Source organism: Vreelandella halophila (assembly GCF_009856365.1).
Lineage (GTDB): Bacteria > Pseudomonadota > Gammaproteobacteria > Pseudomonadales > Oleiphilaceae > Halospina > Halospina utahensis_B.
This window is the reverse complement of the sequence record NZ_WMEX01000007.1, coordinates 137,310-163,585: the sequence shown is the minus strand read 5'-3', so window position 1 is coordinate 163,585 and position 26,276 is coordinate 137,310. Positions and strand designations below refer to the sequence as shown.

The 26,276-nt window shown below is 64.3% G+C and carries 26 protein-coding genes; 11 read left to right on the top strand and 15 right to left on the bottom strand.

All coding sequences use genetic code 11. From position 1 onward, the window contains the following. Position 1 precedes the first annotated feature (1 nt). The 9 genes from GLW01_RS13070 to GLW01_RS13030 form a co-directional block, all read right to left on the bottom strand. The gene (locus GLW01_RS13070) at positions 2 to 889 is read right to left on the bottom strand and encodes an AgmX/PglI C-terminal domain-containing protein (protein WP_160899310.1); all 888 of its coding nucleotides are present in this window, start codon (positions 887 to 889) and stop codon (positions 2 to 4) included. Then, positions 886 to 1,377, bottom strand: a complete 492-nt coding sequence (locus GLW01_RS13065) for an ExbD/TolR family protein (protein ID WP_160899309.1) — start codon at positions 1,375 to 1,377, stop codon at positions 886 to 888. Before GLW01_RS13065 ends, GLW01_RS13070 begins: the two co-directional genes overlap by 4 nt. Then, the gene (locus GLW01_RS13060; protein WP_160899308.1) at positions 1,374 to 1,895 is read right to left on the bottom strand and encodes an ExbD/TolR family protein; all 522 of its coding nucleotides are present in this window, start codon (positions 1,893 to 1,895) and stop codon (positions 1,374 to 1,376) included. Before GLW01_RS13060 ends, GLW01_RS13065 begins: the two co-directional genes overlap by 4 nt. A gap of 9 nt (positions 1,896 to 1,904) precedes the next feature. Next, entirely contained in the window at positions 1,905 to 2,597 is a 693-nt protein-coding gene (locus GLW01_RS13055; RefSeq protein ID WP_237416584.1) for a MotA/TolQ/ExbB proton channel family protein, read from the bottom strand. A 2-nt stretch (positions 2,598 to 2,599) separates the two neighbouring features. Then, a complete protein-coding gene (locus tag GLW01_RS13050) occupies positions 2,600 to 2,908 on the bottom strand; it encodes a hypothetical protein (RefSeq protein WP_160899307.1) in 309 nt (102 codons plus the stop codon). Then, positions 2,905 to 3,504, bottom strand: a complete 600-nt coding sequence (locus GLW01_RS13045; protein ID WP_160899306.1) for a tetratricopeptide repeat protein — start codon at positions 3,502 to 3,504, stop codon at positions 2,905 to 2,907. The genes GLW01_RS13050 and GLW01_RS13045 overlap by 4 nt, the downstream gene beginning before the upstream one ends. Continuing rightward, entirely contained in the window at positions 3,488 to 6,289 is a 2,802-nt protein-coding gene (locus GLW01_RS13040; protein ID WP_160899305.1) for a tetratricopeptide repeat protein, read from the bottom strand. The genes GLW01_RS13045 and GLW01_RS13040 overlap by 17 nt, the downstream gene beginning before the upstream one ends. Continuing rightward, positions 6,286 to 7,347, bottom strand: coding sequence for a tetratricopeptide repeat protein (locus GLW01_RS13035; RefSeq protein WP_160899304.1), 1,062 nt, complete (start codon positions 7,345 to 7,347; stop codon positions 6,286 to 6,288). Before GLW01_RS13035 ends, GLW01_RS13040 begins: the two co-directional genes overlap by 4 nt. A 138-nt stretch (positions 7,348 to 7,485) precedes the next feature. Then, positions 7,486 to 8,097: a methyltransferase gene (locus GLW01_RS13030; RefSeq protein WP_160899303.1), complete on the bottom strand. Its 612-nt coding sequence runs from the start codon at positions 8,095 to 8,097 to the stop codon at positions 7,486 to 7,488. A gap of 98 nt (positions 8,098 to 8,195) precedes the next feature. On the opposite strand from GLW01_RS13030, the gene GLW01_RS13025 reads away from it, so the two are divergent. Further along, a complete protein-coding gene (locus GLW01_RS13025; protein ID WP_151440362.1) occupies positions 8,196 to 8,951 on the top strand; it encodes a VIT1/CCC1 transporter family protein in 756 nt (251 codons plus the stop codon). A 21-nt stretch (positions 8,952 to 8,972) separates the two neighbouring features. Here the strand turns inward: GLW01_RS13025 and GLW01_RS13020 are convergent, their stop codons facing one another. After that, on the bottom strand, positions 8,973 to 9,353 hold the full coding sequence (locus GLW01_RS13020; RefSeq protein ID WP_151440363.1) for a MerR family transcriptional regulator: 381 nt from the start codon (positions 9,351 to 9,353) through the stop codon (positions 8,973 to 8,975). Positions 9,354 to 9,477: 124 nt separating this feature from the next. On the opposite strand from GLW01_RS13020, the gene GLW01_RS13015 reads away from it, so the two are divergent. Together GLW01_RS13015 and GLW01_RS13010 are read left to right on the top strand one after the other, a co-directional pair. Then, a complete protein-coding gene (locus GLW01_RS13015) occupies positions 9,478 to 11,961 on the top strand; it encodes a heavy metal translocating P-type ATPase (protein WP_160899302.1) in 2,484 nt (827 codons plus the stop codon). 164 nt (positions 11,962 to 12,125) lie between these two features. After that, positions 12,126 to 12,926 carry a crotonase/enoyl-CoA hydratase family protein gene (locus tag GLW01_RS13010; RefSeq protein ID WP_160899301.1) on the top strand — a complete coding sequence of 267 codons (801 nt, stop codon included), beginning with the start codon at positions 12,126 to 12,128 and terminating at the stop codon, positions 12,924 to 12,926. Positions 12,927 to 13,016: 90 nt separating this feature from the next. Here GLW01_RS13010 and GLW01_RS13005 read toward each other — a convergent pair whose 3' ends face one another. Further along, on the bottom strand, positions 13,017 to 15,014 hold the full coding sequence (locus tag GLW01_RS13005) for a hypothetical protein (protein ID WP_160899300.1): 1,998 nt from the start codon (positions 15,012 to 15,014) through the stop codon (positions 13,017 to 13,019). Between the two features lie 66 nt (positions 15,015 to 15,080). Further along, entirely contained in the window at positions 15,081 to 15,539 is a 459-nt protein-coding gene (locus tag GLW01_RS13000) for a DUF4112 domain-containing protein (protein WP_160899299.1), read from the bottom strand. Between the two features lie 93 nt (positions 15,540 to 15,632). On the opposite strand from GLW01_RS13000, the gene GLW01_RS12995 reads away from it, so the two are divergent. Genes GLW01_RS12995 through GLW01_RS12970 form a run of 6 tightly spaced genes read left to right on the top strand, consistent with a single transcriptional unit; the run spans position 15,633 to position 21,465 of the window. Next, on the top strand, positions 15,633 to 18,431 hold the full coding sequence (locus GLW01_RS12995) for a monovalent cation/H+ antiporter subunit A (RefSeq protein WP_160899298.1): 2,799 nt from the start codon (positions 15,633 to 15,635) through the stop codon (positions 18,429 to 18,431). Then, positions 18,432 to 18,773 carry a Na+/H+ antiporter subunit C gene (locus tag GLW01_RS12990; protein ID WP_077529163.1) on the top strand — a complete coding sequence of 114 codons (342 nt, stop codon included), beginning with the start codon at positions 18,432 to 18,434 and terminating at the stop codon, positions 18,771 to 18,773. Beyond that, on the top strand, positions 18,770 to 20,290 hold the full coding sequence (locus tag GLW01_RS12985) for a monovalent cation/H+ antiporter subunit D (RefSeq protein ID WP_160899297.1): 1,521 nt from the start codon (positions 18,770 to 18,772) through the stop codon (positions 20,288 to 20,290). The genes GLW01_RS12990 and GLW01_RS12985 overlap by 4 nt, the downstream gene beginning before the upstream one ends. A 1-nt stretch (position 20,291) precedes the next feature. Next, the gene (locus GLW01_RS12980; protein ID WP_160899296.1) at positions 20,292 to 20,795 is read left to right on the top strand and encodes a Na+/H+ antiporter subunit E; all 504 of its coding nucleotides are present in this window, start codon (positions 20,292 to 20,294) and stop codon (positions 20,793 to 20,795) included. Continuing rightward, on the top strand, positions 20,792 to 21,061 hold the full coding sequence (locus GLW01_RS12975) for a K+/H+ antiporter subunit F (protein WP_095618116.1): 270 nt from the start codon (positions 20,792 to 20,794) through the stop codon (positions 21,059 to 21,061). Before GLW01_RS12980 ends, GLW01_RS12975 begins: the two co-directional genes overlap by 4 nt. Continuing rightward, positions 21,058 to 21,465 carry a Na+/H+ antiporter subunit G gene (locus tag GLW01_RS12970; RefSeq protein WP_237416583.1) on the top strand — a complete coding sequence of 136 codons (408 nt, stop codon included), beginning with the start codon at positions 21,058 to 21,060 and terminating at the stop codon, positions 21,463 to 21,465. Before GLW01_RS12975 ends, GLW01_RS12970 begins: the two co-directional genes overlap by 4 nt. Here the strand turns inward: GLW01_RS12970 and GLW01_RS12965 are convergent. Next, positions 21,426 to 22,817: a sigma-54-dependent transcriptional regulator gene (locus GLW01_RS12965; protein ID WP_160899295.1), complete on the bottom strand. Its 1,392-nt coding sequence runs from the start codon at positions 22,815 to 22,817 to the stop codon at positions 21,426 to 21,428. The genes GLW01_RS12970 and GLW01_RS12965 overlap by 40 nt on opposite strands. After that, complete coding sequence (locus GLW01_RS12960; RefSeq protein WP_160899294.1) at positions 22,814 to 24,283, bottom strand: sensor histidine kinase; 1,470 nt, start codon at positions 24,281 to 24,283, stop codon at positions 22,814 to 22,816. The genes GLW01_RS12965 and GLW01_RS12960 overlap by 4 nt, the downstream gene beginning before the upstream one ends. Before the next feature lie 208 nt (positions 24,284 to 24,491). On the opposite strand from GLW01_RS12960, the gene GLW01_RS12955 reads away from it, so the two are divergent. Next, positions 24,492 to 24,878, top strand: a complete 387-nt coding sequence (locus GLW01_RS12955; protein ID WP_151440373.1) for a DUF4168 domain-containing protein — start codon at positions 24,492 to 24,494, stop codon at positions 24,876 to 24,878. Between the two features lie 139 nt (positions 24,879 to 25,017). Next, entirely contained in the window at positions 25,018 to 25,413 is a 396-nt protein-coding gene (locus tag GLW01_RS12950) for a DUF4168 domain-containing protein (RefSeq protein WP_151440374.1), read from the top strand. A gap of 58 nt (positions 25,414 to 25,471) precedes the next feature. Here the strand turns inward: GLW01_RS12950 and GLW01_RS12945 are convergent, their stop codons facing one another. Beyond that, positions 25,472 to 26,209 carry a DUF481 domain-containing protein gene (locus GLW01_RS12945; protein WP_160899293.1) on the bottom strand — a complete coding sequence of 246 codons (738 nt, stop codon included), beginning with the start codon at positions 26,207 to 26,209 and terminating at the stop codon, positions 25,472 to 25,474. Positions 26,210 to 26,276: the final 67 nt, after the last annotated feature.

Genomic DNA, 26,276 nt, shown 5'->3' with positions numbered 1-26,276 from the left:
CCTAACCCGGTGGCGCGAAATCCACCGGGAACCGGACCGAACGCTCCGGCACCTCCATGGCGCCGAAATTGAACAGCGCAACACGCTGGGCAATCTTCCGCGCCACGCCCTCATCGCCCAGCGTTGAGCTGGCCACCTCCACATCCAGCACGTTCCCGCCCGGAGCGATTCTCAGGGCCAGCACCACCTCACCCTCCAGCAGCGGATTCTGACGGCGGGCGCGGTTGTAGATGGAGAAAAGCGCGGACTTGTTGCGCTCAAAGGTCTCCCGGATGTTCGCCATGGGGCGCTCCTCCGGTTCCGCGGGCCGTGCGCCGGAGTTGTCTTCGGAGCCGGCAACATCCCGGGTTTCGCGGCGGGCTATCTCGCCTTCCTCGACAGAAACGTCGCCCGGTTCACCAGGGCCGCCCGAATCCGCCATGAGCTGCTCTTCGTCCGGCCCCTCCGGAAGCGCCCCGGCACCGCTATCCGCACTTTTCCCCGGCTCCCGGATGGCAGTCTCCCTCTCCGGCGCCAGCGAACGCAGCTCCGCCAGCTGATCCCGCATCCCCACCAGACCGGATTCACGCGCCACTTCCCGCGCTTCTTCAACCGTCTCCTCCGGCTGGGGCGCCTGCGGTGCCTCCGCCTCCGGTTCCGGTTCCGTTTCCGGCTCACTGGCTTCAGGTTCCGGCTCGGGCTCCGGTTCAGGTTCCTCCGGTTCCTCGAGCATGCGCGCCATCTGCGGATCCGGTTCGTCCGACTGCTCCGGTGCCCGCTCCGGCAACTCCATTCCAGGCACCAGCACGGCCAGCGGCAGGAAAACCACCAGCAGCATCGCCAGTATCACCCCGAGCAGTCGGTCCTCGCCCCGGGTGCTGCGCCACGGCAACGACGGAGAACGGCTCAAGGCCTACCTCCTTCACTCTCCGGCGTGCTTTCAACGGCTAGATGAATCCGGGTGTAGCCCGCATTCACCGCGCTGCGCATGACCGGCCGCAGGCGTGCGTAATCCAGGTTCCGGTCCGCCACGATCATCGCCCTGGCCTTATCACCGGATTCCACGCTCCCGGCCAGGTGCGCCTGGAGATCGGCAATGATCTCGCCACCCTTGCCCTCGGTTACGCCGTCCAGCCGGGCCACCTCGCTGCCACCGACGAGGATGCTTTCGTCGGCCACCACCACCCGCAGGATACTTTCCGGCACCTGCTCCGCCGCGGAACGCGGCAGCTGGATATCGCTGTCCTCCTGCAGGACCTGAACATCCGAGGAGTTCACCATCAGGAAGAACACCAGGATGGTGAAAATGTCCATCAGGGCGGTGAGGTTCAGCCCACCCGGGCGGTTCATGCGCCGATAGTGGCGCTGGATACGGCGGGCGCGGCGGGATGCCTTCATGAGTCCGCCTCCCCACCCTCGGGCGCCGGCGCATCACCGAGGGCGATGTCCGGGAAGAGTTCCGCGGTGACCGCATCCGCCGCCACCACCTCCGGGTAGCCACGAACGGTATCCATGGTGGTCACCAGTGTCTGGTAATCCGTATCCGGCCCCGCCAGAAGCCGGATATCACGGATCTCCGGGAAGCGCTCCTTCACGCCCCTGAGAAGCTCCCGCAGCCCCGCAAAGTCCGGGCGGCCCTCTTCAACCGGCTCGAAATGCCGGAGCACGCCCCCATTACGGTCGCCCACCTCCAGGTGTCCGTCACGCACGATCACGTAGAGCGCGAGTTCCTCCCCGTCGTCCACCATCTCATCCAGGCGCTCACCGGCTTCCGGGAAGCGCAGTTCCAGGATGCGGGTCTGGGTGAAGACCATACTCAACAGCAGCACGGGCACCAGCACGATCATCAGGTTCAGGAAAGGCGTGATGTTCAGGTCGGCTTCCGCCGTCTGCCGGCGATGTCGGCGTCGTCTCATGGGCCGGTCTCACCCTTCACTGCGCGCGGTACTGCCCGCCTGGGTTTCCGAGATCAGGTTCAGGAGCTTGACCCCGGCCATCTCCAGACTGTCGATCATTTCATTGGTACGGGTCTGGAGATAGGCATGGGCCAGCAGCAGCGGAATGGCGGACATCAGGCCGAAAGCCGTGGTGTTCATGGCCACGGAGATGCTGTCCGAGAGCATGCTGGCCTTGTCCGCCGGATCGGCCTCCGCCACGGCGGTGAAGGCCGAGATCAGGCCCATGATGGTGCCCAGCAGCCCCAGCAGTGTGGCCACGTTGGCCAGGGTGGCCAGGTAGGGCGTGCGCTTCTCGAAGCGTGGCAGCACCTCCATCAGCCCCTCCTCCATGGCATATTCCACGTCCGAACGCGACTGGCTGTTACGGAAGCGGGCCAGCCCGGCGGCCACCATCTCGCCCACCTCGACGCCCGACTCCCGGGCCGCTTTCGAGGCCTTCTGGAACTCCCCCTTCTGCAACAGCGGCCAGAGCCCGGACTCAAAGAGCCTGCGGTTGCGCCGTCGTGCCACCTGCAGGTAGATCATGCGCTCCAGCACAATCGCCAGACCGATGAGCAGGATCAGGGCAATGGGAACCATGAACAGCCCCCCTTGCTGGAAGAAACGGACTGCGGATTCCATCAGTGGGATCTCCGTTGCGTTGGCTATCGGTGTCTGCATGGTCAGCGAGTCTCTCCGGTTGAGGCAGCCCCCGACAGCGCTTCCAGAAGCATGCCGGGGTCACTGCGGTATCTGAGATAACGACGGTAGCTCTGATCATCGAGGGGGCTGAGGAGCTCTCCCAGACGCCCCTGTTCCGCCCTGGGCGCCTCCATGGGGGCATCCCTGGGCAGTCGCCAGGGCATCAGGTGCATCACACCCGGGCGCTCGTCCACACCCTCGATGCGGATGCCTTCCGGGTCGTCCTGGGCTGTCACCGGCAGGGCCAACAACGCCAGGGCCATCAACAGGGTTCTGTGCGGCGTCTTCATTCCACCCTCCGTTCCAGGTCCCGGATCCACAGGGCGACCTCCTCATCCTCGGCGTCCGTCAGCGACTGGTAACGCCGGTAATGGGTCAGAGCCTGTTCCAGATCGAGCAGATAGAGTTCCGAGAGGACAGCGAGGTTGTAGTGCAGCTGCGGGCGATCAGGATTGGCCTCCAATGCCTGGCGCAGCAGCGCCGTGGCCTGATCAATCCGCCCCTGTTGCCGGTAGAGCAGCGCCAGGTCGTTGGCCGCCGCCGCATGCTGCGGGGACTGGTCCAGCAGTGCCTCCAGCGCCCGAACTGCCCGCCCCGGCCTGTCCAGGTGACGGGCCACCATGGCCCTCAGCATCAGAACGTCCGGGTGGAAGCGGTGATCGTCTTCCACCCGCTCAAGCTGTCGCCCCGCAGCAGCCGGGCTACCACCAGCGAGCGCGGCGCGCACCTGCTCCAGCCGATCCCGGTCCGACGGATCCAGCGCTGGCGTAACCAGCGCCACTCTGTCGGGCATGCGTCCGTCGGGCTCCGGCCCTGACTGCATACCGGCACAGCCGGCCAGGACCCCCAGGACGAGCACCATCCCCCATTCAGCGCGCCGCTTCATGGCGTGCCTCCGTCCATTGCAGGTCGCGTTCATAGCGGGCCGGGAAAAGATCCGCCAGGCTGTCGAGGCTGCGACTCACCCATCCCGTCCAGTGGCCCTCGGGGATCCGCTGCTGATTGCGCTGGTGGAGTTCAATGGCTTTTTCCTCAAAGGGATAGGCTTCCTCTTCCAGCAACATCTCGTACTGGTTGGCCTGGAGATCCGTCAGGCCTGAGGGGCGCTCGGAGTCAAGCACGTCCTGAGCCAGCTGGCGGTACAGCTCCGCCATGCGATAGGTGCTTTCGGTGGCGGTCTCCGCGATGCCGAAACGCTCCGCTCTGCGAAACCATTCCAGGCTCTCGGAGAGGACGTCACGCTTGCGTGCCAGCGACTCCTCCAGCGGCGCCCCGAGCTCGATCCGCCCAAACACGTCAGCAGCACGCCGGCCCAGCCAGAGTGCACTGCGACTGGCCAGCCGGGCGCTCCGGGCTGTTCCTTCGGCCCCATCCTCGGCTTCGACAATGGCCCTGTGGGTCCCGGCCAGTGCCTCCTCCCTTTCCAGCGTCTTCTGCATCATTGCAAGCTCATGCCGGCGCTCCTGCTGGAAGGCATGCCCGCCCAGATGGTCGGTCCCGTCCGCCAGGTAACGTTCGTAAAGCGCCACCGCATCCGGCAGGCGCCCCGCCTCACGGTAGTAGCGGGCGGCCCGCAGCTGACGGCTCCAGCGTTCCTCAGGGTCCAGATCATCCGGGTCTGTCGCGAGCATGGCATCCGCTGCCTTTCCCGGGCGGCCCGCCTGGCGGTGGGCATGCACAATACGTTCGCCCGCCCCCGGGGCCAGCTCATGTTCCGGGAAGCGCTGGCGGAATATCTGCAGAAGGCGGATGGCTTCATCCCATTGCGCCAGCTCCAGCACCAGGCCGGTTTCATCATAGCGGGCGCTGGCGGCCACATCGGTGCCAGGCGCCGCCCTGTAGGCCTTCTGGAACCAGGTTCGGGCCTGCTCTGACTGTTCCCCGGCGGCCAGCCGTTGCGCCTCCCGATAGAGAGCCAGGCCATGGCGCTCCCGGAAATCCGCCAGACGATCGTCCTCCTCCGGTGTCAGCTTCCGCACCTCGGCCCAGGCGCTGGCGGCATTCGCGTATTCCTCCGCGTCCATGCGCAGATGCCCCAGCAGGATCCAGCCTGCCCGGCGCTGATCGTCTGTGGCATCGGCGTCCACCAGGGTCCGCGCCACCCCGCGTGCTTCGGTATACCGCCCCGCCTCGTACAGCCGGTTCGCCAGTGTCTGCCGCACGCCGTTGATATCAGCGTACCAGGGGAAGTCCTGAACAAAGCGGCGGGCATCCGCGATCAGCCGATTCCTGGCATCCGCGTCCTCCTGCCTGTGCCACTGGTCCTGGCGCAGCTGAACAAGCGCATAGGCTGCCTCACCCGCGCCCGGAAAGGGCGGTTCGGACCAGGCCGCACGCTCATACAGGCCGGCAGCGTGCGCGATGCGGCCACCCCGCAGGGCGGCATCCCCTGCAAGCAGCACCATGTAGCCGGCACCGGTTCCCATGGCGTCGGCCTCCATCCGGAAGCGCCCGGCACGGTCGGCGTACTGGCGCAGCCGCTGGGATGCCTGGCGGTAATGGCTGCGGGATTCGCCGCCTTCCAGAGCCTGGCCACGGGTGTAATGCCACACGCCCAGTGCACGCAGATAGCCCATCACCTGCCGGCGCACCGGCCGGTCAAGCGCGGCCATCGCGTCCGGCTCGGCATGGGCTTCCACCGCCTCCGCCATGGCATCACGCATCCGTTCGGTGTTGCCCGCCAGCCGCCAGCTCTCAACCACTTCCGTGAGCATCGCCGGCGCCGCGGCATGGTCCGGGTAGCGGGCACGGAAGGCTTCGGCGGTGGCCACACTGCCCTGATGATCACCCCGCTCCCTCAGGAAGCGCAGGAGGTGATCATAGAGGGTAGCGACATAGGGGCGGTCGCCATGGGCATCGAGCACGCGCGCGAGTGTTTCCGGGCCACGATCATAGGTGGCGATGAGGCTGAGCACCCGCTGGGCATCCGCCACCTGCTCGGCGTCCTTGCCCGAGACACTGGCGAAGCCGGTGCCCTGATCGTGATAGCGGTCCATGAACACCAGGAAGAGCCCCGCCGCCTTCATGGCCTCGTCATTGAGAAAACGGCTCCAACCCAGCATGTAGAGGCTGTCATTGCGGAAATCGTCATCCGGCCCATGCTCACGGGCCGCCCGGAAAGCCTCCGCCGCGTCCGCGTATCGGCCCCGACTGAAACGGTGCTCGCCCGTGCGGAATGCCGCTTCCGCCATGAACTGCGAATTCCCATGCTGCTCCAGGATCCGCTCCAGATACCCCACGGAGCGCCGTGGCTGGCCCGCGATATCGCTGGCCCGGGCCGCCTCGTACAGCAGCTCCGCCTCCCGTTCGCCCTTTGCGCCTGCCAGCAGGGTCTCAAAGTCGTCCAGCGCCTCCCTGTGCAGACGTTCTGAGGCTTTCTCGGAGAGGCCCAGCGGATCGCCGAAACGGGCCTGGAGATTCTGGATGCGGTTAAGCGTATGCACCCGCACCAGCGGGTCATCCGCCCGCCGGAAAACCCGGGCGTGACGGCGCACCGCCTCTTCCAGCGAGGCGTCCGGCCCGGTGCCGCTACCCGTACGGATGACAATGGGGCTGAGGTCCCCCAGCGTAGCCGCGCCTTCCTGCAGGAGCACGGTTGCGCGCGCGCCACTGGCACCGGTCATAAGGAGCGCAATGAGGCCCGCATTCAGGAGGCGACCGGCACGCATCATTCCCATCCGCCCCGCTGAACCGGCCTTTCCGTCTGGCGCAGGGCCACCTGCTCATAGACCAGCGCCTGCTGCCGCAGGTTGCGGTCCCGGAACCCCACCAGCCGTTCACGCTCATCTGCCAGGAACCCGAGAAATCCGGAATCCAGTTTCGCTGACTCCACCGAGGGATCGCCGCCATCCGCCACATATTCCAGCACCCAGGCAATCAGTGGCGAACGGGTGTGGTTCCTGCTGCCCCGCAGGAACTCAACCAGATCCTGATCTCCCTGCAGCTCCGAACGGATCAGGCGCGCCAACCCGTGTTCCCTCACCTGCTCCCGCAGGCCGTCAAGCCGTTCGATGCTGCGCTCAAGGTAGGCATGGTTGCGTTCCGCCGTTGTCAGCGCTTCATCGTGATGGCCGGACTCGCTGTAACCCCAGACGCGCGCCAACCGTGCCTCCGCCACCCCCGGCCAGGCCACCGGAAAACGCGCCACCCGCTGCCAGGTCTGGAGGGCACGGTGCAGGCTGCCGTTTCGAGCCCGTGCGATGCCAAGCAGGTAGAGGCCCTCGCTGACCAGGGTGCTGTCCGTGCGCACACGGCTCAGGGCCTGCTCCGCCCGCCGGGCATCGTCCTGACGCAGGGCGAGCAGCCCCTCGGCGATACGCGCCCGGCTGACCAGATCCGCGCCCCGCAGTGAGCCATCGCCAGCAGCCAGCGACCGGACCACCCGCAGCGCAACGCGCGTGCGACTCAGCGATTCCCGCTCCAGGTACGCCATGGCCAGGTTGTAATACCCCATGCCCCCCCAGAACGGCTCACTGATGCGGTTAAGCTGGTTACCGGCCTCACTGAAGTGCTCGTAGTGACGTGCGGTCTCGGCGAGCAGGAAAAAGAGTTCATCACGCTCCTCATCGCTCACACTGTCGGGCTGGATATTCTCGGACAGGATGGATTCCGCACGCTCCGGGGTATCCTGGTCGAGCGCTTCCCGTGCACGGTCCAACGAGGAGGCCAGCGCTGACGGAACGAACAGAGCGCAGAAAAGGAAAAAGACCGTAATCAACCGGATCGCCATAACCTCCAGACTCCGGGTTCCCGGGAAAGGCAGAGGTCAGTTTACCAATCGCGGTCAGCACGGGATGTGGGACAGGTCACCCACTGGCGATCCGGAGTGTTATGGCTGTCTCAAATCGAGCGCTCGAAGCGGTATGGGTTAATCGATACGCTCAAAACACGCCAACTGCGAGGGTGAGCCCAGCTCCGGATCCGCTTCGCCGATGCCGCCGAAACGCACGCGGTAGCCGTTGCGCTTGGCGACACCGGAGGCCCACTGGCGGAAACGGGCCTGGCTCCATTCAAACCGGTGGTCAGGGTCGCGGAGCTCGCCGGGAGCAAGACCGAACAGGGGATTGTAATCACGGTTGGGCGTGGTCATGACCAGGAAGGACGGTCGGAAATACTCGAAAACCGCCCGCTCAACGGTCGACAGATCCCGTGGTGGAACATGCTCGATGACTTCCACCATCGCTGCCGCATCGAAGCCTGAACAGGCGGCATTCGGCTCCTGAAAGGAACCCCGGACGAGCTGGACCCTCGGCTCCGGCTGCTCCAGCCAGTGAGCCAGGCGTTCCCGCGCGTTGCGCAATGAGACGCCGGAAGACTCCAACCCCACCAGACGGTCAAACGCCCCGGATTCCAGGCACCGCTGAAGCAGGGCACCGGAACCACAGCCCAGGTCAATCACACTGCGGGCCGTACTCCGGGCCAACAGCGACACGACATGATCGAGGCGGACCTCGTGGAGGGCACTGGTCTGGGTATCCATGGGGTCACTCTATGCTGCCGATTAGACGTGTAACAATGCTATAAACGCCCACAGGGGTTACATTGGCGGGTAATTGTACGCGACCCAGGGAGCCCTGAATGGACGATAACCCACTGGAACACAGCCACCAGCCGGATGCCATCCGGGAACGCCTGTCGCAGCAACCGCAGCAGAGCTACCTGAGGGATGCAATACTCGGTGGTATCGATGGCTGCGTCACCACCGTGGCCGTCATCGCCAGTGTGGCCGGCGCTGGCCTTCCAGGCATGGTCGCCTTCGTACTCGGCATCGCGAGCCTTATCGCGGATGCCTTCAGCATGGGAGTGAGTAACTACCAGGCAGTGAAAAGCGACCATGATGCGCGGGACCGCTTGCGCGAACAGGAGGCACGCCACATCCATCACGATCCCGAAGGCGAACGCGAGGAGATCCGTGAGATTTTCCGGCAGAAAGGCTTTTCAGGGGACATACTGGAGCAGGTGGTAGAGACCATCAGCGCGGATAAGCGCCTCTGGGTGAACACCATGATTCAGGAAGAATTCGGCTACGCCCTTTCAGGTCCGGCGCCCATGAAGGCCGCTGCCTCCACCTTCTGGGTGTTCATTGGTGTGGGGCTGATACCACTGCTGCCTTTCCTCATTCCCTTCCTGGCAGGTCTGCAAATGTTTCTGGTAAGTGGTGCAGTCGCGATCCTCGCCCTTTTCGGAATCGGTTGGGTCAAGGGCCAGATCCTGGGGATGAGCCGCTTCCGGGCCGGGCTTGAGACCCTGGCCATGGGAGGGGGAGCGGCAATCCTCGCCTTCCTGCTGAGCTTTGTTTTCGAACCCATGCTGAGTGGTCTCAAGCTCGGCTGAGGCTGCAGCCTGTTGCCTCAGTCAGACCCCGAATGATTCCAGAATCGGACAGGGTCCAGAATCGTCCGCTTCACACTCCGCTGCAAGCTGCCTCAGGGAATCGCGCGCCTGCTGCAGCTCACGGATCCTGACCTCAAGGGCCTCGATACGGGTCCGGGCGAGTTCCCGAGCCCGCGTATGATCATGACTGGCATCCAGGCCGATCAATTCCCCGATCTCCGCAAGGGAAAACCCTGCAGCCTGCGCCTTGCGGATGAAACGGAGACGACGCACGTCCTCATTGCCGTAGTGTCTTACACCACCTTCACTCGATGGGGTCTCAAGCAACCCTTTGCGCTGGTAGAAACGGACGGTTTCCACCCCCACATCACAGGCAGCGGCAAGTTTTCCAATGGTCAGCATGGTTCTCCCGGATCCTGAACTTGACCCCGTACCATGGTACGGCATTTATTCTGTTTGTATACGCTAACCCAGAGGTCTGGCACAAGGATCTCAACCGCTGAATGTAGCGGCAGGAGGAGCACCCATGAGTACAACAGAGCGCGAATACGACCTCACCATTGAAGGGCTGAACTGCGGCGGCTGTGTCAGCAAGACAGAGAAGGCCCTTCACGGCGTGGACGGCGTCAGCGAAGCCAGTGTGAACCTGGCCACAGGCAGAGCCCGGGTCCATGCAGGCGACTCCGTCTCCCCAGGGACCCTGAAAGAGGCGGTCCAGAAGGCCGGATTCGATGTGGCGACCGAAACCTTCCGCTTCCAGGTCACCGGCATGCACTGCGGTTCCTGTGTCAGCCGAGTGGAAGAGGCCGCGCTGGCCGTATCCGGCGTGGTGGATGCCAGCGTGAACCTGGCGACAGAAAAGGCCACGGTGGAGGTGGTGGCCGGCACCGTCGAAGCCGGTGAACTGGCCCGCGCCATCAGCGAAAGCGGCTACAGTGCGTCGCCGATCCGGGAGGAGACCACCGGCAACGATCAGGAGGATGCCCAGGCCACGGAAGCACGGGCATTGAAGCGCTCTGTGGCGGTGGCAGCGGCATTCACGCTGCCCGTGTTCATCCTCGATATGGGCGCCCACTTCATCCCGGCCTTCCATGAATGGCAGATGCAGGCCATCGGCCAGCAGCCGCTGTACTACCTGTTCTTCGTTCTGGCCACCATTGTCCTGTTTGGCCCCGGCCTGCGCTTCTTCCGCCAGGGGTTACCCGCCCTGCTGCGCGGTGGCCCGGACATGAACTCACTGGTGATGCTGGGTGCGACGGCGGCCTGGGGTTACTCCGTGGTGGCCACCTTCCTGCCCTCAATCCTGCCCGAAGGTCAGGTGCAGGTATACTACGAGGCCGCGGCGGTCATCGTGACCCTGATCCTGGTGGGACGCTACATGGAAGCGCGGGCGAAAGGCAGGACGGGTGAAGCGATCAAGCGGCTGCTCACGCTCCAGGCACGCACTGCGCGCGTGATCCGCGATGGCGACGCCCAGGAGATCGCCATTGAGGATGTTGTTCAGGGCGATACAGTCCAGGTACGCCCCGGCGAGAAGATCCCGGTGGACGGAACCGTAACCGGCGGCGGTTCCTGGGTGGATGAATCCATGATCACAGGCGAGCCGGTACCGGTTGAGAAAGCCGAGGACGACGAGGTCGTGGGCGGCACCATCAATCAGTCCGGCAGCCTTACCTTCACCGCAACCCGCGTGGGCAATGACACCACCCTGCAGCAGATCGTGCGCATGGTGGAGGAGGCCCAGGGCTCCAAGCTGCCCATCCAGGCGCTGGTGGACCGGGTGGCCGGTGTCTTTGTTCCGGTGGTCATGGTGGCCGCCGCCCTGACCTTCGGCATCTGGCTGCTGTTCGGACCGGATCCGGCACTCAGCTTCGCACTCATCAACGGCGTGGCAGTGCTGATCATCGCCTGCCCCTGCGCCATGGGCCTGGCCACGCCCACATCCATCATGGTGGGCACCGGCAAGGGTGCCGAGATGGGCATCCTCTTCCGCCGCGGCGACGCTCTGCAGCGGCTGCGCAATACCGACGTGGTCGCGTTCGACAAGACCGGCACCCTCACCCGTGGTCAGCCGGAGATGACGGACTTCGAGGTCATGGGTGATCAACAGGAGGACGAGCTTCTGCGGCTGGTCGCCAGTGTCGAGCAGGCTTCGGAACACCCCATTGCCCGGGCCATTGTGGCGGCCGCCGAGGCGCGTGAACTGAACCTCTCTGAAGTATCCGGGTTTGATACAGCGACCGGCAAGGGCGTTATCGCCCAGGTGGATGGCCATGAAGTGGCCCTGGGCGGGGCCGGTTACATGAAAGAGCTGGGCGTCCCCACCGACCAGGCCGGCAATACCGCGGAGAAGCTGGGCCATCAGGGCCGCACACCACTGTACGCGGCCGTGGACCGGCAACTGGCCGCCGTGATCGCCGTAGCGGACCCACTCAAGGAAACCACGGTCGATGCCATCAGGCACCTGCATGACGCGGGCCTGCGCGTGGCCATGATCACCGGGGATAACCAGCACACTGCCAACGCCATCGCCCGCCAGTGTGGTATTGATGAAGTCCAGGCGGAGGTGCTGCCGGACGGCAAGGTGGATGCGGTCAAGGCCCTGCAGGAGGGCGGTCGCGCAGTTGCCTTCGTGGGCGACGGCATCAATGACGCGCCGGCGCTGGCCCAGTCGGATGTGGGCATTGCCATCGGCACCGGGACGGACATCGCCATCGAGTCGGCGGAGGTGGTGCTGATGTCCGGGGATCTCCAGAACGTACCCAATGCCATAGGGCTGTCCCGGGCAACCATCCGCAACATCAAGCAGAACCTGTTCTGGGCGTTCGGGTACAATACGCTGCTGATTCCAGTAGCAGCGGGGATCCTGTATCCCTTCATCGGGGTGCTGCTGTCGCCGATGTTTGCGGCGCTGGCAATGGCCGCGTCCAGTGTCTGTGTGCTGACCAATGCGCTTCGGTTGCGGCGGTATCAGGCGCCTATGCAGACAGAGGGACCCTCTCCAGCCTGAGTGTACGCGCAGGATAGGGGCTGGTAATCTCTGCCGGGAAACGCTGTAAATACATCCCTGTACGCTTGTCTTCCGCCATCCATGGCTCCAGACATTCCCGTCAGAGATTACCAGCCCCTATCCGTTCAGAGATTTCGAGATATCCGGCCCAAAAAGGAAATACCATGTCTGACCGAGTCACTCTGGAAATCGACAACGACATCGCCTACGTCACACTGAACCGGCCGGACAAGTACAACGGCCTGGATATGGCGATGTTCGATGCCATCGCCAGCACCGCGAAAACCCTGAAGAAGGATCGTTCGATCCGGGCCGTCATCATTCAGGGGGCCGGCAAGGCTTTCTGCTCCGGACTGGATGTGAAGAGCGTGTCGGCAAATCCGGTCAACTTCGCCAAGCTGCTGTTCAAGCCGGGCCGGAAGATCAGCAACCTGGCCCAGGACGTGGGCTACCTGTGGCGGGAGGTGCCGGCGCCGGTGATCGCCGTGACCCATGGTGTCTGTTACGGCGGTGGTCTGCAGATCGCGCTGGGCGCGGATTTCCGTTACAGCACGCGGGATTGCGAGTTCTCGATCATGGAAGCGAAGTGGGGGCTGATTCCGGATATGAGCATCACCACCACCCTCTCCGAACTCATGCCCATCGACAAGGCCAAGGAGCTGACCATGACCGCCCGGGTCGTCGAGGCGCCCGAAGCGGAACGGTTGGGGATGGTCACGCATGTGAGCGACACCCCCCTGGATGACGCCCTGGCGTTCGTGGAGGAGCTGAAAGCGAAATCGCCGGATGCGGTGGCGGCCACCAAACTGCTCTACAACCGTGCCTGGCAGGCGGATGACCGCACGGCGCTGGGCTGGGAAAGCCGCCTTCAGAAGAAGATCATTGCGCGGGCCAACCAGCGCACGGCGGTGGCACGCAACACGGGCAAGCCGGAACAGGCCTACGACCACCGTCGCTCGTTCTGAACCTCACCCCCGTAGGAGCGCGCTTGCGCGCGATGGTTCCCGGAGGGGCGCTTTACCGTGGCTGGCATGTGATCGCGCGCAAGCGCGCTCCTACAGCCGGTCCGCGGCCCAGCTGCCTTCCACCAGGGCACGCACGCCCTGAATCTCTTCAGGCGGGACTTCGGTGGTGTGCAGCTGCCAGTCGGTCACATCGTAGTGGAAGATATAGAGCCGCGATGTGAATTCGCTGATCGGCAGGGACGATTCGCCGTGCTGCTCGCCATAGCCCTCGGTGGAGACGGTCACGCCCTTGCCCCAGTCCTGACCGCTGTCGTTGTTGGGGTTGTAGAAATACACCCGCATCACCTCGTCCTGGTCCAGGGCCACACGCAGTATGGCGATGGCGTGCCAGCCCACGAACCGGGCCTGGCTGTCGGTGACGGCAATACCGGCCGGCTGCGGGTGCACCACGGGGGTATTGCCGTTGTAGAGCGGGTTGTACAGTGAATAGAAGGTCCGGATGAAGCCGTCCGGATCCTCGAGCTTGCCGGTCTCCACGTCCACTGCGATCGCAAACCCACGGTGCACCCACCAGCCGTGGAATTCCGGATTGATCCAGCGGTGCGGGTCCTCCCCGCGGCCGTCAGAGAGCCGCCCCATTTCCAGATAAAGCCGGTCGAGATGCGGCACCAGCACCAGTGACAGCGGATCCAGGTCCAGGTTCCACTGGCTGACCACACCCGTATAGAGGTAGGCGGAGTTCAGGGCCTGGCCCTCGAACTCCATCACCACCTGGTTGTCCCGCGACGCCCAGCGCACCAACTGCAGAAGGTAAGCGGGGTCCGTGTACGCCCACATGGAGAGCGCACGGGTGGACTGGCAGGCCGGATTGTTGCCCTGGCCCAGTCCGAGCGGCAGGCCCAGGGCACCGATCAGCCCTCCCATCAGATAGACACCGGGTTCATGGGCATCCCCATAGAGCCCGGTCAGCAGCGCGCGCACATCCGCATGGATCGGGGTTTTCATCTGGCGCCAGAGGGCGGCGGCAATGCTGTTCTGATAGAGAATGCCCCGCTCCAGCAGACAGGCAAGCCCATAGAGGGCATGACAGTTCTCCGGAAAGAGGCTGTAGCGCGCCAGGTCCATCATGAAACGGCGGTAGCAGAGCAGGCAGTCCCTGCCGGTGCTGCTCAGCCCCAGACAGCGGGAAACCATCTCGGCATCGTCCTGCTCCAGCGCATAGCGCAGAAACGTCGCATGGTAGGGAGAAACCAGCCCCGTATCATGCATGGCGCGGGCGAAACTGGCGGCTTCGGCGTCCAGCGCCATGTTGTCGAGCCCTCGGACCCGTTCCTCGTAGACCTCCAGTCCGGGATCCTCGCGGGAATGCTGAGTGGGCCCGTAGAGCGCGCTCACCAGCTGCTCGGCACCGCGAGCCGTGGTGCCCAGGCTCACCTCCGGATCAAAAAGACAGTCCGCGATACGGTCAATCATCTGGCGGATGTTGTCCACCTGAAGCGGCCGCTGGCGCAGAAGGCGCCACACTTCAGCCACCACATGGTCCAGAATGCTGTCGAAGCCGATGTGCTCGGCCACGAACCCCAGATGATGGTCAAGCATGCGCTGGATGTCCGCCGGGCGGTTACGCGCGGCTTCATCACTGATGCCGAACACCGATTGCAGGTTGAAGGCCAGCACCTGGGTCAGAAAGTGTTCCGCCTGCTCGGCGGACAGCCGCGGATGGAACCAGCTGCCACTGGCCACAGCCAGCATGCGCAGTTCGCTGAGACACTCCAGGGCAATCAGCCGGGCGTCGCCCTCGGCAAAGGTGGAGGGCACAAAGCGCGCCTGGAGGGAATCCGGCAGCTCCCAGTCGCTGCCCACGAAAAGCCCGGCCTGCTCCAGCCGGGGGGCACGCTCGAACAGCAGCGCCGGCCCTTCCGGCAGGCCCAGAAGCTTGCGGGCCTGGTCCAGGACCTGACTTACGCAATGGACCTTAGCGTGGGATGGGGCCTTCTCCAGGCTCGCCACCGCGTTATCAAGGGTGCTGACAATAGGGCTGGCATCAGGGCCCGGCGTGGTCCCGGCGTACTGAACGGGTTCAGACATGCGTTTGTTTCCGGTCGTAGATTCCTGCCGCCCAGTTTCACTCCATTGGCACAGGATGCAAGCGGTTTAGACGACGATCAGCCATATCAACCCCACCAGCAACAGCGCAGCCGCCAGCAGCCACGCGGGATGCGGCCACCATCCCGGCTCAGGCTCGGCGAGCCGCGACTCCAGATGCTCTCGCAGCAGTATCACATTGCGGTTGTTGGCACGGTAGAACACATCGAACACATCACCGGCCACCGGCAGGGTGCCTCCCACGGCATCCACCAGGCCGTTACCCAGCATGCGCAGCTGAAGGGAGCGGGGTGCCCCGATCTGGCGGGCCTGCTGGATCAGGTACAGCGACAGCACCAGCCCGGCGACATCCCCGACCCCCGGAACCAGGCCAAGCAGGGGGCCGATACCGAAACGGATGCGGGTGAGGGGAACCCGGAAACGGGAGTCGGTCAGACGGGCAAACCGCTCCAGCCGTGCCAGTGTGGCACGCTCACGCTCAGGATCTCGGGCAGGGATCTCTCTCATAACGGAAGCAGCCTATACCTCCTTCGGGTAGCTGACAATCCAGCCCCCGTCCATTACCCTTCGCGGCGTCGGAACTCAAGGATACCTGCGTTCATGATGCTGCTGTCGATTGTCGCGCTGCCCCTGCTCGGGGCCCTGATTACGCCGCTGGTCTCGCGGCGCTCGACAGCGATCCTGCCTGCCCTGATTGCCGGAGCCATCGGAATCACCGTGGTCAGCGTGCTGCTGAGCCAGGCCCCGGATGTTCTGGGAGGCGCCATTCTCATCGGACACTACCCCTGGCTGCCCGGGATCGGTCTCTCGCCGGCCTTCCGGCTGGATGCACTGGGGCTTTTCTTCGCGCTCATCATCGCCGGCATGGGCCTGCTGATCACGCTCTACGCCCATTTCTATTTCGCCGGCAAGCACGGGGCCGTGCGCTTCCATTCGCTGATGCTGGCCTTCATGGGCGCCATGCTGGGCATCGTGACCTCCGAGAACCTGCTGTTCATGCTGGTGTTCTGGGAGATGACCAGCCTGGTGTCCTTTGTCCTGATCGGCTTCCACCAAGACGAACGCCCGGCCCGCCGTGGCGCGCGTATGACCCTGGTGATTACCGGCGGTGGCGGGCTGGCACTGATGGCGGGGGTTCTGCTGATCGGTAACAGCGTGGGCAGTTTCCAGCTGAGTGACATCCTGGCACCGGAAACAGCACTGACGTCGGACCCGCTCTACCCCTGGATGCTCGGCCTGGTCCTCATCGGCGCCATGACCAAGTCCGCCCAGTTCCCGTTCCACCTCTGGCTGCCGAATGCCATGACGGCGCCCACGCCGGTCTCCGCCTACCTGCACTCGGCCACCATGGTGAAAGCCGGCATCTTCCTCCTGGCCCGGCTCCACCCCGCCCTGGGGGACACGGACGCCTGGCTCTACAGCATTTCAACCGCCGGCATGGCCACACTGCTGACGGGCGCCTTCATCGCCATGTTCAAGCATGACACCAAGGAGCTTCTGGCCTATTCCACCGTCAGCCATCTCGGGCTGATCACCCTCCTGGTGGGGCTGAGCACACGCATGGCTATGGTGGCCGCGCTCTTCCACCTGCTGAACCATGCCCTGTTCAAGGCACCGCTGTTCATGATGGCCGGCGCCGTCCAGAAGGCAACCGGCACCCGGGACATGCGCCGCATCAACGGCCTGTGGCGAACACTTCCGGCTCTGACAGTCATCAGCGCCGTGGCCGCCGCCTCCATGGCCGGGCTGCCGCTGCTTGGCGGTTATCTGAGCAAGAAGATGTTCTTCATCGAGAGCATGAACGCATCCGTGATGCCGCCCCTGCAATGGCTCACACCGGCACTGGCCGCCATTGCCGGCCTGTTCTCCGCCGCCTATTCCTTCCGCATCTTCCACAACGTGTTCTTCAACGGTAAACCGCAGGATCTGCCGGTCTGGCCCCCTAAGAACCCCGGCGTGGGCATACAGGTCCCGGCTGCCGTGCTGGCGCTGGCGGTGGTGCTGGTGAGCTGGCATGCCGAGTCGGTGGTCCATGGTCTCATCGGCCCCGTCGCCTCCGCGGCGGCAGGCAGCGCCCTGCCCGACTACGACATGCACCAGCTCCACCACATCGGCACCGCCTTCTTCATGAGCCTGGCGGCCATGCTTGGCGGTCTGCTCGTCTACATGGCCCGGGAGCCACTGTTCCGGCTTTACGACCAGCTGCCTCCGGCCGATGCCCGTGAGATCTTTGAATGGCTGATGACCCGCGCCGGCGGTACGGCCGAACGGCTGGTCCATGCACTGGAGAACGGCTCGGTCCAGCGCTACATCGCCCTGATCATCCTCTCGGCCATTGTGCTGGCCGGACCGGTTCTGCTTTCCGGCATCCAGTGGCACGGTGGCGAGACCATGACCCCCGTGGATCCCCTGACCGGTCTGGGCCTGGTACTGCTGATGGCCTCGGCGGTAGGGGTGGTGCTCGGCCACCACCAGCGCCTGTTCGCCCTGCTCCTGCTTGGCAGCGCCGGGCTTTTCGTCACTCTCACCTTTGCCCGCTTCTCGGCGCCGGACCTGGCGCTGACACAGCTCTCGGTCGAGGTTATGGCGGTGATCATCATGATGCTGGCCCTGTCCTTCCTGCCACAGACCACGCCCCTTGAGTCGAGCCGGTTGCGAAAGGGTCGTGACCTGGGCGTTGCCACTCTGGGTGGGCTCGGTGTCGGACTGGTGTCCTTCGCGATCATGACCCGCCCCCACAGCACCATCGCGGACTTCTTCCTGAGCCAGAGCAAACCGGGTGGCGGCGGGAGCAATGTGGTCAATGTCATACTGGTGGATTTCCGCGGCTTCGATACCCTGGGCGAGATCACGGTGCTGGGAATCGCAGCCGTGGCCGTCTTCGCCCTGACCCGCAACCTCCAGCTCAAGGACCGTATCCCGCAGGAGCGGGACCAGTACTGGGCCTCGAATCCCCACCCGCTGATCCTGCGCACCATGGCGCGGCCGATACTGCCCATAGCGCTGATGGTCTCGGCCTACATCTTCCTGCGTGGGCACAACATGCCTGGTGGCGGTTTCATCGCCGGACTGATCACGGCGGTTGCGCTCTCACTGCAGTACATGGCCGGCAGTCTTGCCTGGGCCCATGAACGCATGCTCACACCCTTCCGGCCCCTGATCGGGCTGGGGCTGCTGCTTGCCTGCGGCACCGGGCTGGGCAGCCTGGTGTTCGGCGAAGCGTTCCTCAGCTCCTGGTTCGGGCATTACAAACTGCCCCTGCTGGGTCATCTGGAGCTGGCCACCGCGCTGCTGTTCGACCTGGGCGTCTTCACCACCGTGGTCGGGGCCACACTGCTGATCCTCGCCAACCTGGGCAAACTCATGACCGTGCACGGCCCCGGCAAGGAGATCGGATAGATGGAAGCACTCTACGCCATTGCTGTCGGCGTGCTCACCGCCTGTGGCATCTACCTGGTGCTGCGCGGTCGCACCTTCCCGGTCATCATGGGACTGACCCTTCTGTCCCATGGCGTCAACCTCTTCCTGTTCGCCAGTGGCCGGCTGGCACTGGCGGCCCCGGCGGTCATCGGTGAGTCCGCGGACCCAACGGACCCTCTGCCCCAGGCACTGGTGCTGACAGCCATCGTGATCAGCTTCGCCATGACGGCGTTCGTGGTGGTGCTCGCCCTGCGCGCCGCGGTGGAGCTGCGCAATGACCACGTTGACGGCGTGGATCCCGAGGAGGACTGGCGCCCATGAATCACCTGCCGGTCCTGCCCATACTTCTGCCCCTGATCACCGGAGCACTGCTGGTCACCCTGCCGCGCCTGGGCCTGAACGCCCAGCGCTTCATCAGCCTGGGCGCCACTGTGGCCGGTCTCGGCCTGGTGCTCTGGCTGGGGAGCATGGTCCTGGAGCACGGACGGCTGGTCTATGCCCTCGGTGGCTGGGCGCCACCTTTCGGGATTGTGCTGGTTCCGGACCGGCTGAGCGTACTGATGCTGGTGCTGACCGCCACCCTGGCCGTGCCGGCGCTCATCTACGCCTGCCGGGGTGATGACGATGCCGGCGCCCATTTCCACGCCCTCTTCCAGTTCCAGCTCATGGGGCTCAACGGCGCCTTCCTGACCGGCGACATCTTCAACCTCTTCGTCTTCTTCGAGGTACTGCTGATCGCTTCCTACGCCCTGCTGCTGCACGGCGGGGGCACCGCACGCAGCCGGGCCGGGCTGCACTATGTGATCATCAACCTGATCGGCTCGGCGCTCTTCCTGCTGGCACTGGGCATGCTCTACGGCCTCACGGGCACACTGAACATGGCGGATCTGGCCACACGCATCAGCAATGCGCCACAGGCCGACCAGCCGCTTCTGCAGGCCGCCTCCCTGGTGCTGCTGGTGGTTTTCGGAGTCAAGGCGGCCCTGCTGCCGCTGCTGTTCTGGCTGCCACGCGCCTACACTGCGGCAGCCGCACCAGTAGCGGCCCTGTTTGCGGTCATGACCAAGGTCGGCCTGTACGCCATGATCCGTGTCTTTCCGCTGGTGTTCGCCCTGGATCAACCACTGGCGGCCCTGACCGCCTGGCAGTGGCTCTGGCCCCTCGCGCTGGCCACGCTGGCGCTGGGTGGCATCGGGGTTCTGGGCGCCACCAGCCTGCGCAACATGACCGCCTACATGGTCATCGTCTCCACAGGCACCCTCATGGCGATCATTGCCCTGGGCAGTACCGAAGCCCTGGCCGCCGCGCTCTTCTATCTGGTGCACACCACACTGCTAACCGGAGGCTTCTTCCTGTTCGCGGACCTGATTGCCCGCCAGCGCGGTGCAGCCGGAGACTACATGGTCGTCACCGCCGCCATGAAGGACAGGCGAACCCTGGGTATCCTGTTCTGCTTTGGCGCAGTGGCGCTGGCCGGGCTTCCGCCGTTCAGCGGTTTTGTCAGCAAGGCCTGGATGCTCCAGGCGAGCCTCGCGGAAGGCGCCGCCGGAATTTTCTGGCCGCTTCTGCTCGGGGCCGGCTTCCTGATGCTGGTGGCACTCAGCCGGGCGGGCAGCAAGTTCTTCTGGCGCCAGTCACCGGAACGGGATCATGACATGAGGGCCGACCGGGTTCGGCTCGCCTGTGTGATCGTTCTGGTAGGGGCCGGACTGGTGCTGAGCCTGGCCGCAGCACCGTTGATGGACTATACCCGGTCAGTAGCGGCACAGCTGATGGCGCCCGGTGATTACGTGAGGGCGGTCCATGAGGCCGGGCTCAGACTGACGGGAGGGCACTGACATGACACTGATGCCGCAGCTGACCCACTGGTGGCCCAGGCCCCACTTTTCGCTGTTCCTGCTGGTGCTCTGGCTGCTGCTGGTCAACTCGATCAGCCCGGGGCAGGTGCTGATCGGGGCGGTGCTGGGCTGGCTGATCCCCTTCTCGACCCAGCAGTTCTGGCCGGAACGTCCGCACCTGCACAACCCGGGCCGCCTGCTGCTGTACATGCTGCGGCTGCTGGTGGACATACTGCGCTCGAACCTGAGTGTGGCACGACTGATCCTGCGCGATCCGGATACGCTGACGCCGGCATTCGTGCGTTACCCCCTGTCGCTGACCAATGAGTTCGCCATCACCATGCTGGCCAGCAGCATCTCGCTGACTCCGGGCACGGTGTCCGCGGGCCTGAGCCCGGACCGGGCCTACCTGCTGGTGCATGTCCTGCATCTGGACGATGAGGACGAACTCATCGAACAGATCCGCGAACGCTACGAGACACCGCTCAGGGAGATCCTGGAATGACCGCCACAGTACTGCCCATCGCCCTTGCGCTGTTCAGCCTGAGCCTGCTTCTGAACCTGTACCGCCTGCTGCGCGGGCCGGACATCGTCGACCGGATCCTTGGCCTGGACACCCTCAACGTCAATGCCATCGCCGTGATCGTTCTGGGTGGCATCTACATGGACTCATCACTGATCTTCGAAGCGGCCCTGCTGATCGCGCTCATGGGATTCGTAAGCACGGTGGCCATGACCAAGTACCTGGTGCGCGGGGACGTGATCGAATGATGGGGGAAAGCATGGCACTGCCGTTCTGGTTGGATGCACTGATCGCACTGCTGCTGCTCAGCGGTGCCCTGGTGGCCCTTCTGGGTTCCATAGGGCTGGCGCGCATGCCGGACGTCTACATGCGCCTTCATGGCCCCACCAAGGCCAGCACTCTGGGCGTGGGCGCCACACTGCTGGGCTCCATGATCTGGTTCGGCGTGGGCCACGAGGGTCTGAGCGCACAGGAGATACTGATCACCGTCTTTCTGTTCGCCACGGCCCCGGTCAGCGCCCACATGATGGCCCGGGCCGCGCTGCACCGGCGGGTGGCATGCCGGGAAGGCACCCATGGCGAGCCATGGGATGAAATGGATCGTCTGCCGGGTTACGCGGAGTCTTCGCCATCCTCCGATAACCAGCGATAGAGGGTCCGGCGGTTCACGCCCAGAATGCGGGCGGCCTGGCGCTTGTTCCCCGCCACCTGCGCCAGCACATGCTCCACATACCGCTGCTGCAGCGTCTCCAGTGTCGGCAGCGCCTCCCCCGGCGCAAGAAGCCCCTGCGTGTCCGCACCCGTGGGTTCGGGAGGCGACCCGGCGGCGTCACTCGCTTCCCGCACCCGCGGTGGCAGATGCTCCGGCAGGATGCGCTCGCCATTGCAGAACGTCACCGCCCGCTCGACCACATTGGCCAGCTCACGGATGTTGCCGGGATAGTCGTAGGCGCGCAGGCAGGCCAGAGCCGCGTCATCAAAGCGCAGGTCCCCGCGCTCACTGCGCCGCAGCGAGGCGTCCAGAAAAAACATGGCCAGCAGCTCAATATCATCGGCACGCTCACGCAGCGGCGGCACCTCCAGTGCAAGCGCTTCCAGCCGGTAGTAGAGATCCTCACGGAAGTCACCGTTGGCCACGCGGGCCTGCAGATCCTGATGGGTGGCGGCGATCACCCGCACATCCACGCTCTGCTCGCAATCCGACCCCACGGGGCGGATACTGCCCTCCTGCAACGCCCGCAGCAGCTTGGCCTGCAGCGCCAGCGGCATTTCCGCGATCTCATCCAGCAGGAGTGTGCCGCCATCGGCCTGGCCGAAAAGACCCGTCCGCGCCCGATCCGCGCCGGTGAAAGCACCCCTGGCATGGCCGAAGAATTCGCTTTCCATGAGATCCGCGGGAATACCGGCGCAGTTGACCGCCACAAAAGGTTTCTCCGCCCGCGGGCTCTCCGCATGGAGGGCCCTGGCCACCAGCTCCTTGCCCACCCCACTTTCCCCCAGCACCAGCACCGGCATGGCCCCGGTTGCCACCTGCCGGATCTGATCGTACAGCCGATGCATGGGGTCGCTGCCACCAATGATCCCGTGGAAACCGGCGGCATCCCCACTGGAGCGATAGGCATCCACCTCACGGCGCAGCGCCCGCTGTTCTAGCAGACGCCGGATCATCAGAAGCAGGTGATCCATGGACAGGGGCTTGGTCAGGAACTCATCCGCACCGGCTTTGAGGGCATCCACCGCCTGATCCACGGTCCCGAAGGCGGTGATCAGAACAAACAGCGGTGGCTCAGGAAGCGCCTGAGTCCCCCGCAGTACGGCCATGCCATCGCTGTCCGGCAGGCGCAGATCCGATACCACCAGATCCGGCGCCCCTTCCTGGCAGAGCCGGAGGCCCTCATCAGCCCGCTGGGTGGTGACCACCTCGTAGCCTTCCGCCTCCAGCTCCTCGCGCAGCAGATCCAGCAGGCTCGAATCGTCCTCGATGACCAGGATACGCACACTCATGCGGATTCACCTCCTTCCGATCCACCGGCCCTTGGCCACTGCAGTACCATGGCACAACCACCCCAGCGGCTGCTTCCAATGATGATGGCACCCCCGTGTTCCTGCATCACACTGCGGACCACGGCCAGCCCCAGGCCCGTGCCCTCACCGGAAGCACGGGTGGTGTGGAAAGGCTCAAGAACGGCTTCACGATCACCGGGCGGGATGCCCGGACCATCATCCTCGACGGTTACGGCAATGGCCTGGGGCCCCTTTCGGACACTCAGCATGACCCGGGAGCTGGCCGCCAGAAAGGCATTGCGCAGCAGGTTGGAGACCGCCAGCTCACAGCGTGTCCGGTCGCCATTGATCACCGCCTCCGGCGCCGCGTTGTCGATTTCCAGGGTGATCCCTTCAGGGGCATCACCATGGGCATCGAGCACGCCGGTCATCAACTGCGCGGTGGTGAAGCGCTCCTCGGCGGCACTGGGGGAATGCCGGAAACAGTCCAGAAGCTGCTGTACGATCCGGGTCATGCGCTGGACCTGGTGACGTATATCCCCGAGATTGCGCTGACCACGCTCATCCCCTGTACGGCGCTCCAGCATGCGGGCGCGGCCGTCGATGACACTCAGCGGCGCCCCCAGCTCGTGGGCGACACCGCCGGCCACCCGCCCGATCATGGCCATTTTCTCCTGGTGCTGCAGGCGTTGATTAAGCCGCGTCTCCCGCGCTTTCTGGTCAATGATCTCCTGTTCCGCCGCTTCGATGCTGTCGAGCATCTCGTTGAGTGCCGCCGCCAGCTGACGGGTTTCCCGCGGCCCCCGCAACTGGGCCCGAATGCGCCGGTCGCCGTCCTGGACCCGGGCCATGACGCTGGAAAGCCGGCCAACGTGGCGCCCCACGCCACCATAATGCCCGCCGATTGCCACGAGCAGTATGGCACCGGCGGTCAGCGACCAGATCCACCAGGCGTTGTTGCGCAGATCCGCCAGCCTCTGGTCGAAATCGCTGCGCTGGCGGGTGATCTGCAACAGCCCGATGATCCGGCCATCCTCGCTGAACAGCGGCGTGAAGTGGGAGAACACATCCTCGCCCTCAATCTCCCGATAGGTTCCCAGGTCATCCCCCTGCGCCACCGCATCCGCTGCGCTGCGGCTGTCACTCACATCCCGGTCCACAATGCCCACCTGTGAGACACGGTCGCCACGCTGATCGTAAACGGAAGCCCCGTAGACACGCCCCACACTGAAGATGGAGGTGGTGATGTCGTTGACCTGGACATAGTCCCCGTTCTGGAGCGCCCGGGAGAGCGGATAACGGGTTGCCTGGGCCAGAAGCGCCAGGTCCTGCTGGAGACGCTCCTCATCGTGGGACTGGATCACGCCCAGCCCCCAGTAGACCGCCACACCACTGACCAGCAGCAGCGGCAGAACCACTGCCAGAATCAGCGTGAACTGGACGCCGGGCAGACGCAGATGTTTCATCGATTCCTCCCTGAGCATGGGTGGCATAATGTCACACAGCAACGCCCCATGTGTCATTATGTCACACCCTCAGGCACTCCAACTCATGGCGTTTACTCAACAGAGGGACCAGTAACTGATTAAGAAACGGCAATTTTCAGACTGTGATCCTGCGCTGGCACAGCTCCTGCAACGAGACAGTGCGAATCCAGCAAAGGAGACTTCCATAATGATTCGAATCACCAGTCTTGCACTTGCACTGGCACTCGGCCTGACCGGCGCCCAGGCACTGGCCCAGGATTACGGCAGCGGCGAAGGCCAGCAGGATCCGGGAATGGAACAGTCCCAGCAGCCGGCGGACTTCTCGGACGAAGAGCTGCAGCAGTTCGTCAATCTTCAGGACAGCATTGGCAAGATCCGCGAGGAATACGTCTCCCAGATCGAGGCGGCGGAATCCGAGGACAAGGCGCGCCAGCTTCAGCAGGAAGCCCAGTCCGAAATGGTCAGCGCCATTGAGGATGCCGGCATGTCCGTTCAGGAGTATAACGCCATTGCCGTGGCCTATAACTCCAATCCGGACGTCCAGGAGCGAGTGGACGAAATGGCAGGCGAATAAGGCTTTACCCGCTGTCATGAACGCCTCCTGCGGGAGGCGTTTTCATTTAACATCTATTCATTCGACGCCGTTCTGGCATAGCAGTTGTTTCCTCTGGGGTGTCGCACCACACAACCCGTTACCCTGAGGAGGTACCAACATGAAACTGAAAGCACTGACCGCAGCCATCGCATTCGCACTGAGTACTGCCGGCATGACCGCCGTGGCACAGGACAGCAGCACGGGTCAGGCCCAGCAGAATCAGGGCCAGAGCATGAGTGCCCCGGAGCAGCAGAACACCGACTTCTCCGACGAAGAACTCCAGAACTTTGTTGAGCTGCAGGATGAGATCGGTAAGGTTCGCGAGGATTATGTGTCCCAGATCGAATCTGCCGAATCCGAGGACAAGGCACGCGAACTCCAGCAGAAAGCCCAGACCGAGATGGTCAAGGTGATTGAGGACGCGGGCATGACCGTTGAGGAATACAACGCCATTGCCGTGGCCTACAACTCCAATCCGGAAATCCAGGAACGCGTGGACAAGATGTCCGAATAACAGTCAGCCTGGATCAGCCTGCAAGCCCCGCCCTCTGGCGGGGCTTTTTCATGGGTACTCAGAAGCCGTAGAGCAGCGTCACCGCCGTAATCGTGTCCGTCCGCTCAGTCCCCGTCGGCGGATTGGAATTGTGCTCAACCGTGTAGGAGAGCTTCATGGCCAGGGAACTGTTCACGTTTGCCTGGAGCGCGGTCACTGAGCGCGAAATGGCATCCCCGTCATCCAGACTCACTTCGGTTTCCGCCTCCTGGCGGAAGTGGGCGGTTTCTGACAGCTGATAGCGGAAGTCAGCAGCCAGACGCCCTATGGGGTCTTCCTCTTCCTCCCCTTCCTCGGGATCCGGGGTATCGAGCCGACCGTAACGATAACCCAGACCGCTCGATACATCGAAGTAGCTGTCCCCTTCGCTCCAGAGGCGTCGCCCGTAGCCGGCCGAGGTCGAGGCCTGGAACTGGTAACCACTGAAATCATCGTTGGAGTAACGGCCCCGGACAAAAACGAAGTCATTGGGATTGAACTTATAGTCGAGCTGGGTCGCCGCGGAATAGCGTTCGGCGGTCCGCTCCCCGCCCTGTTCCGCGTACCGGGACTGGAGAAGGACATTCTGCCGCCAGTCGTTCCAGTTGCGGGTGACATCCGCCTCACCGGAAATCGTGGTTTCCTCGGTATTGCCGGAGGTTTCAACAAGGCCAAGTTCAACCGAGCCGCTCCATTCGTCCGACTCCTGCGCCGCAGCCGGTGCTGTCAGGGCTAAAGCGATGCCTGCCACCAGTAATGACCTTTGTATCTGCAACACGTTTTCCTCCTCAATGGTTTCGTAATAGGCTGTTGATACGGCGCAGGTTACCAGACAGGCCTGCGCT